General features: G+C 57.9%; 2 protein-coding genes. Both read left to right on the plus strand.

Annotation, left to right across the window (positions count from 1 at the left end):
* The first annotated feature begins 66 nt into the window (after positions 1 to 66).
* The gene (locus Q0601_RS12940; protein ID WP_305290257.1) at positions 67 to 7,707 is read left to right on the plus strand and encodes a beta strand repeat-containing protein; all 7,641 of its coding nucleotides are present in this window, start codon (positions 67 to 69) and stop codon (positions 7,705 to 7,707) included.
* A 116-nt stretch (positions 7,708 to 7,823) separates the two neighbouring features.
* On the plus strand, positions 7,824 to 9,158 hold the full coding sequence (gene tssK, locus Q0601_RS12945; protein WP_305290258.1) for a type VI secretion system baseplate subunit TssK: 1,335 nt from the start codon (positions 7,824 to 7,826) through the stop codon (positions 9,156 to 9,158).
* Positions 9,159 to 9,305 lie beyond the last annotated feature (147 nt).

The following is a 9,305-nucleotide window of genomic DNA, read 5'->3' on the forward strand; positions in this document are numbered from 1 at the left end:
CCGGGTTTGACAGGGTATTCCCGTGGCAAGTTTCCCTATTTGATCTTATTCAGAGAAGCTTCAATCATGTTTGTCAATTTCCGCCGTCCGCATCGCTCTGTCCTTCGTTCCCGTCTGCTGCTTTCAACCGCTTTGATCGGTGTCGGGGCATTGATGCTGACCCCAGAGGGGCATGCGCAGGATTCCCATCTTTATTTCGACAATACGGATACGCGTGAAGGGCTTTTTTCCACGCCGACGACAGGCAATGATGTGGAACTGCTTCCGGAAAGCGGCGAATGGGGCACGAAATGGTATAATTCGAATTTCTGGCGCGGCTTGAACGATAACGGATGGTGGCGCGCAGCAGGGAAAATCTCATCCGGCCAGATAGGTGTTCTGACCGAAGGCGCAGATCGTGACGATGACGGTCTTCCTGACCCTGTCACGATCACGATCGGTAATCGCTATGATTTGCTCGGTGGCGATGTCACGGTGGATGTCGGCGGCCTTCGGCTGGATTCCGGGCAATATACGTTTTCCGAAGGATTTATCCGAGGCGGTCTGAACGGCGACACACTTTTGCTGGAGAATAACTCCGGCGACGTGGATTCCGATTTGACGATTGAATCCGGCCTTCTGGGCAAGGTCGAGATTGCAGGCACCGGGGATGGCGCCGTCGTCTATGCCGGCAATATGCTGGAGAATGATTCTGACGTCAGCGAGTTAAGCGTACGGAAAGGCGCGCTGTTCGAGATTACGGGAACCACCAGCGGGACGCTGCAGAACCAGGGCGATACGGTGCTTGTGGATGGCGGCCTGCATAGCGGGCGTTTCGTCAATGGCAATGCCGGTCAGCTTGGTGTTGACGGAACGGGGATGATTGACGGCCAACTTGTCAATCAGGGTAATGGCGATCTGCGCGGGATAATCGATATCGGCGCGGATGAGCATCTGATCGTCTCTGACGGGGTTCAGAATAGCGGTATTGTGGCACTCGGCGGCGTTCTGGAAACGCCGAGACTGCTTAACACCGGGCAAGGCATCATTTCGCTGACCGATGCGGATGACAGAGGCAATCCGACGGTGCGCGGCGGGGTAAGCAATTACGGGAAGATCACCGTTACAGATGGCGCTTCGGTCGAACTGACCGTCGAAGACCCCGATTCCGCCGTTAAGGGCGATGGTGACGGTGTTTTCCTGAACGGTGGCACGAATGGCGATTTTGTTCTTGGGCAGAACAGCACCCTGACCATCAATGCCGAAAAATTTCAGTTCGAACCCGCATCGAATATCACCGTTGGCCACAACCTTATTCTGAATGGTGAAATCCGGAATGTCGGTACGCTGACCTACGAAGATGCCGCAGGCACCGCGACCATAAACGACACATTGATCAATGCGTCCAGACAGGTTGCAGACGGTTCCCCCGTCCTTGGTATATTGCAGGTCAGATCCGAGGTGGATGCCGGCGGCAATATCATCGTAAACGACGGCAAGATGACCGTGGGTTCGGACGATGCGCAGCAAGCATCCGACGCGCATTTGTTCAATGTCGGTCGGATCAGCAATAAAACCAATCGCGAACTGAATATTCAGGGCGGTCTTATTGAAACCGAGGGTTTCGGCAATCAGGGGATTGTGAATGTCGGCCTTGCCGGCGGCGATATCGGTACCGCGCGGGTCGAAGAGGCGTTTGATAATCATCGCGGTGCCACCGTTAATGTCAATGGTGGCCTTATTGATGTTGGCGATGCGGATCATCAGGGCACATTCACCAATTCGGGTGACGTTTTTATTAATGTTGTCAATGACGCTGTCGGAACCGTTGCGGGCGATACGATCGCGAATAACGGTCTGATTGACGTTGCTGGCGAGTTGAAGGCGCGTGACCTGCTTGTGAACACGACGAGCGGTGAAATCAATGTCAATGGCGGGCTGGTTGATGCGGCCCGACTCGTCAATCGCGGTTCGCTGAATATCAATTCGGTGAATGATACCGCAGGCCGGGTTACAGGCGGGACGATTAATAACGAGAATCTCATCAATGTCGCTGGTGAGTTGGATGCCACGACGCTGCTGCACAATAAGGCGGGCGGTACGATTGATGTTGGCAGCGGTGGCCTGGTCGATGCCACCCGCCTTGATAACTCGGGCGAGTTGGTTATCCGATCCGTGAATGGCGTCGCAGGCATGGTTACGGGCGGCACGATCACGAATAGCAATCGCATGACTGTTGCGGGCGAATTGGCGGCTACGACTTTGCTTCACAATCAAAGGGATAGCGCGCTGATCGTTGCCGGAGGTGTGATAGATGCCAGCAATGTCACGAATTCCGGAACGCTTGCTGTCAATGTAAATAACGGCAATATCGGGACGGTTACGGCGGGCACAAGCTTCACCAACAATATCCACGGCACCGTCAACCTGAACGGCACGAGCCTGGAGGTCGTGGATTCTGCGGGAACTCGTGGCGCACTGAACAATTCGGGGCGATTCAGAGTCAATCTGAACGGTACTCATGTCGGAGCGGTTGCTGCGGATACCGTCACGAATGGCGGGACATTCGATATTGCTGGCGATCTGGCCGCCGATACCGAGTTCAAGAATAATCGCAATGGCACTGTTAACGTTAATGGTGGGGTGCTCCAGACCGTCGCGCTGGACAATTCGGGCGAAATCTTCGTCAATGAGACCGGAGGGGTTGCCGGCTCGGTCACCGTCGATACGGTTGCAAACCGAAACAGGATCGATGTTGCCGGCGAGTTGGCGGCTGCAACCCGGGTCACCAATGAACGTGGCGGCCGGATCAACGTCAACGATGGGTGGCTGAACACCGGTGAATTTGTCAATATCGGGGCATTGGATATCAATGGCGGCGATGGAACAGTAACCGCCGCGACTGCCTTCGACAATAATGGCGGTGTCGTCACGGTTGACGGAGGAAACCTGTCGGTCGAGGATTCGGCAGGAGCATTGGGTACCCTGACCAATTCCGGCCAGATCCATGTCGGCATGGCGGGGGACACCGCGGGGAAGGTCACTGCTGATACGATCGAGAACAGCAATATCGTTACCGTTGCAGGCGATCTGGCAGCCGAGACGGCATTTGCCAACGACAGTGCAGGGCAGGTGACGGTCGATGGCGGCAAGATCGGGACAGCCACATTCGACAATTCGGGCAAGCTGACCATCGCCCGAGATGACAGCGGAACCGCTATCGGAACGGTCACTGCCGGAACGGTATTCGTCAATCATACCGGCGGCGAGGTCGATGTTGATGGTGGCCGGTTGCGGGTCAAGGACGCCGATGGCGTATTGGGGAACCTGAATAATTGGGGCGTCGTCTCGGTTAATGTGGCGAATGGCCGTAATGGCACGGTAGAGGCCGACCGGGTTATGAACCGCGACACCTTGCAAATTGCTGGCGCAATGACCGCAGCAACCCGTGTCAGCAACGGGTTTGGCAGCACGATTAACGTCGATGGCGGTTCGCTTGAGGTTAATTCCGCCGGCAGCGACGCCGATGTCGCCGGGTTCGAGAATTCCGGCACCCTGAATGTTGATGCGGCAGGCGGAAATGTCGGGACCGTTACCGTCGGCACACGTTTCCTGAACAATGGTGCTGGCTCGGTCGTGGTATCCGGCGGTGATCTGGCGGTGTCGGATTCAGCCGGTGTTCTGGGAACTCTGAGTAATTCCGGGAAGCTGACCGTTCGGAATAAGGACGGCCAGACGGGCAAGGTCCGGGCCGAGAGTGTCGCGAATGATGGCGGCGCCGTCGATGTGGCGGGGGAATTGACCGCTGTTTCCGAGTTCATCAATAACAAGGGCAAGGTTACCCTCTCTGGCTTGCTGGATGCCGGTACCAGCTTCGGGAATATCGGTGAGTTGGCCGGCGGTGAGTATATCGGAACCGTGCAGTTGGATAACGGCACATTGGCCGCCGACAACCTAAGCAATTCGGGCGCGGTAACCGGATCCGGCAGGATCCGGGGCGATCTGGAGAACCTTGGCCTGATAGATATCGCCGACGGCGTGCTTATCGGCACAGAGTTCGCGAACCTCGCCGGCGGTAATATGACGTTTTCGGGGCGGGCGCGGGGCGCGGCTGGTGGAGATGTGAATATTACCAATGCCGGCCGCATGACGCTGGACGCGGATATTACCGGGAATCTTGCCAATACGAACAACCTGTCGGCTTCGGGCTCGATTTCCGGGCATCTGACGAATGCAGGTAACATGACGGTTCGCCGGGACCAGACGCTTGAACTCACCTCTGCCAGTGAAGAGGGCGAGAATACCGGCAATATGACCGTCAGGGGTACGGTCAAGACCGAATCCCAGCTTTGGAATCGGGCTGGCGGCAAGCTGAATGTGCTGGGCGGCACGATCGATGGCGATGTGCGCAATCGCGGGACGATGCAGCTTGCCGGCGGTGGCACCGTCGACGGGAATGTGAATAATGGCGGTACGCTGGACGCGAATGGCACGGTTACCGGTGCGGTTGTTCAGGGGCAGAACGGCACGCTGAATGTCTCGGATTCGCTTGCCGTGGGCAGCCTGTCAAATTCCGGGACGGTTAATCTGAACGGAACCCTGACCTCTGACGATGTGATCGCAAACCGTGCATCTGGCGTGATCAATCTTGACGGTGCGACGGTCGAGCTTGCATCTGAATCTACACGCGCAGAAGGCGATATTCTGCTGAACCACGGCACCATCAATGTGCTGTCGGATTCAAGCCTGCTGGGCGGTCTGACCAATCATAATCTTATCAACATGACCGAAGATGATCGCGACGCGACGCTGACTGTCTCGGGGCAATTCACCAATACCAGCGATGTGCGGGTGGACGGGGCGAACAGCTCCTTGACGATCACCGCCGACAGGATCGCGCTGCGAGAGGGCTCGTCAGTTGAACTTAGCCAGGTGACGCTGATCGGCGATGTGCTGAACAGCATTGATCTGCTTTATGACCGGGCGACGACATTGGCCGGCGCGCTGCTGAACGATGAGATGGGCAGCGTGGCGGTGTCGGCAGCGGTCGATGGCAACGGTAATAGTATCGATAACAGCGGTTTGCTGGATGTCCGTTCGTCGGGAAGCCTGACCAATGTCGCGGATCTGACGAACCGTGCCAGCGGCATAGTGAATATCGCGGAGGGCGGAGAGGTTGCAGCCGAGGATGTGATCAACAGGGCCGGTGGCACGATGACGGTTGCCGGTACGCTGACGGCCAATTCGGATGCTGGTGTCGTGAACCAGGGAAATCTTGATCTTTCAGGGACTTTGAACGGCCGGCTGGCGAATGCTGCCGGAACCGTCACGCTTGATGGCGCAGTGATCAATGGCGATGTCCGGAACAGCTCGACCGATACCAGAATCGGCAGCCTTGAGGGAACGGTGACGATTGCCGGTAATCTCGACAATGCCGGAACGGCCGATCTGGCCGGTTCGGTGCGTGACGTCACGAATACGGGCACGCTTCGGACTGCCGGCGATCTGGCGGTCAGCAGTCTCAGCAATTCGGGCACGGTGAATATCCGGGCGGACCACCGGCTGGATTCGGAAAGCGATGTCGCGAATGCCGGACGCTTCGTGATTGTGGGTACGCTTGGCTCGGGGCTGGATAACCGGCAAGACGGAACCGTCGTGCTGTCAGAGGGTACCGTCGAGGGCGATGTGACCAATTCGGGCGTTCTGAGGGGGGCAGGGAATATCGCCGGTCACCTGACCCAGAACGAGGGCGCTACGATGCGCGTAAACGGCGCTTTGGCGACGGACGGTCTTACCAATCTGGGCGTCGTTGCAGTCACAAATGGCAATACTCTTTCGTCCAGAACTGTTGCCGAAAACCAGGGCCGGATGAATATCGGTGGAACCTTCGATGGAAATATCCGCAATTCCGGCACCTATGTGCAGAATGGCAGGCTTGAAGGTTCGCTTGCCACGACCGGAGTCGCGCGTGTTAATGGTGAGATCACCGGCGATCTGCGTTACCGCGGGTTGGGCGACGGATCCGATCTCGATATCACCGATGCTGCCGCGGTCCGGGGTACGCTCGATCTGGGGGCGAATTTCGGGATTCGTGACGGACGTCAGATTACGGCAGGAAACACCCTGGTCCGGCGCGACGTGGCGCTTGGTCTGAACGGCACACTGAACGGCGATTTGACCAATACGGGTATCGTTCAGGTTGGCGCGAATGCCCTTCTCAATGGCGATGTGACCAACCGGCAGGATGGAATAATTCGTGCAGTTCGTTCGATCGAAATCGACGGCTCACTTGCCAATGATGGTCTGATCAACCTGGCTCGGAATAAATCCGTGGGCGATAAACTGACCGTCAATGGCGGCGTTTCGGGTTCCGGGGTCTATGCGCTTGATATCAATCTCAGCAACATGACATCCGACGCGATCGTTGTGGCCGGTGGCCCGGCGACGGGGAATTTCGATATCCAGTTGAATTATATGGGCGACGTGAAGGTCAGCGATGTTGGCCAAAGCACAACTCTGGTCGATGTCTCCGAGGAATATCAATCCGCAAATGATTTCACCTACAAGGTTCTGAACCCGCAGGCGATCGCAAACGAGAAAGTCATTTACTCGCTGCATCGGGATATCGCATCCGGCGATATCGAGATGGTGAGCAGCATCCATCCGGGTATCGGCGCGTTGTTTGGAAATATCTCTCTGACCCGGTCGCTGATTGGCGTTGTGGTCAACCGCCCGACAAGCCCCTTTGTCACCGGCCTGGCCTTCGATGCGTCGGACAAACCTTGCGGCGTCGGAAGCTGGGGCCGTGCGACCGGAGGCGTCGCGGAAGTCACCGGCGGAACCGACAATGGAACGGTCAAAGTCGACAGCACCATTAACGCGACTTATTACGGCATGCAGGTCGGAACGGATTTCGCCTGTTTCGACGACCGCTTTGCAGGTTGGAGCATGTCCTTCGGTGGTTTCCTGGGCGTCAACCAGGGCGACACCACGCAGCCGGTTTACGTGCCTGATCCGATTACTGGAGGCCGGATCGGTAATCAGCCAACCAGTATCAACGATACCGAGTTCGATCAGATATATGGCGGCGTTTATGTGACGGCGACGAAAGGCCGTTTCCAGGCCGATTTGCAGTATCGTCATGAGAAGACCGATTTCCTCGCAAGCAATGCTGCCCTGACGGACGGTGGAGGTCTTGGTCTTGATGACGAGGAATTCTCGAGCAAGGGTAACACGCTCAGCGGCTCGTTAAGCTATACGCTTCCGATCGGCGAAGAGGGCTGGACATTTGTGCCAAGCGTGGGCTTCGCTTTCACTCGTTCCAAGACCGATACGATCACATTCAGCGACGGTTATCAGCTTGAATTCGAAGACAGCGATGCGCAGATCGGTTTCCTGGCGGGTACGGTCGCAAAGACCTTTGTGCAGTCCGAATCGAATTCTGCCCTGTATGCCTTTGCGACCGGTACCATCTACAAGGATTTTGCCGATCCCAGCGTTTCGACCTTCTTCGACCCGAATAATGCCAGCTTTGAACCGCAACGGCTGACCTCTGACAATCTGGGAACCTATGGGGAACTCAGTGTCGGGGCGAACTATATCAAGGTTCTTCAACCGGGGCCGGGACTGCGTCCCAGACAGCTTAGCGCCAGCGCAAGAATCGATGCGCGTTCCGGTGATGGGCTGGAAAGCGTGGGTGTGACCGGCCAGATCCGGTTGCAATTCTGATTGGCATCCGTTGGTCCATTGCTTAGGCTTGCCACGTCAGACAGAAGCCGTCCGGCCGGGTGAAACCCGGTCGGGCTCGTTGCCGCATTCGATTATAGGTTGGGGGCCAAACCTTCATGTCCTGGTTCAGTAAGGTTGCCTGGAAAGAGGGGCTGTTCATGCAGCCCCAGCATTTGCAGCAAGCTGATCGTTACCACGAGCATCTGGTCCATGCGCGGACCCGGTTGATCACGCCTTACCCGTGGGGGGTGGGCGAATTGGCGATTGACCGGGATCAGGCGCAGCAGGGCATGATCTCATTACGGGCTGTGTCGGGGCTGATGCCTGACGGCACGCCATTCGATGCCCCCGATACCGGCCCGCTGCCAGTGGCCGTACCCGTGCCCGATGATGCCGCCGGGCAGTTCGTCTGGCTGACATTGCCCGACCGATCGCCGAATATGCGTGACACCGCCCCTTATGACGAAGAAGGATCCACGACGCGCTGGGGTATCGTGACCGAGACAGTCAGCGATTCAGCCTCGTCCATGCGATCCGAGCAGATGCTTGAACTGGCCGTGCCGCGGTTGGAGCTTGCGATACGCAAGACGCCCCGGCCGGGCTATCAGAATATCCGTCTGGCCCGTATCACCGAAGTGCGCGACGGCGTCGTGACTTTGGATGAGACATTTCCGCCGCCTTCGCTGGTGATCGGGGCGCATCCGCAGATCCTGGGTTATCTGAATCGGGTGATCGGCTGGATTGAGGCCCGGCTTGAAAGTCTTGCCCGCTATGCGACAGACCCTTCGGCGGGCGGCGGTTTGCAGGCCAGCGATTACCTGATGCTGATGGCGCTCAATCGGCGGATTGGCGTTTTGCGGCATATGTCCCGCACCTTTGCCGTGCATCCCGAGGCACTGTATTGCGAATTGGTCTCGCTGGCCGGGGAACTGGCAACCTTTGACAGCGGTAACCGGCATGCGCCCGATTATGCGGCCTATGATCATGACGACCCGAAAGAGGCATTTTCCCAGATCGTGGCGGATATCCAGCGGCTGCTGTCCCGCGATGTTGGCAGGGCCATCCGTCTGCCGTTGCGTGAAGTGCGGCAGAACTCCTATCTCGCGGAAGTCGCCGACCGCAACCTGTTCCGCGACGCGGCTTTCGTGATCGAGGTCGAAAGCGCGAAACCGCTGACCGAGGTGCAAAGCCAGTTCCCGGAACTGTGTAAAGTCGGGCCCAATACGCGCATGTCCGAGATCGTGAACAACAACCTGCCGGGCATTGCCCTGCAGCATCTGCCCAACCCGCCCAGACAGATCCGCGTATTGTCCTCTAACGTGTATTTCCGGCTGGAAAAGAATTCACCCCTGTGGCGGGAATTTTCCACGGCGCCTGCGATCGGGATGCATTTCGCAGGTGACTGGCCGCATCTTAAATTGGAGCTATGGGCTGTACCCGAGAGGTCGTGATGGCTGCTGATGACGATGATGACAAGACGGTGTTCGGTGGGGCGCGGCCCGGCGGGGCCCCGTTCGGGCCGCCGGCGCCCGGGGGGGCGCCCCCCCCGGGGGGGGGGGGCGGGGGGGGCGGCGCCCCCGCCCCCCCGCGGGGGGGGG

The organism is Paracoccus wurundjeri, from assembly GCF_030678915.1.
Taxonomy (GTDB): domain Bacteria; phylum Pseudomonadota; class Alphaproteobacteria; order Rhodobacterales; family Rhodobacteraceae; genus Paracoccus; species Paracoccus onubensis_A.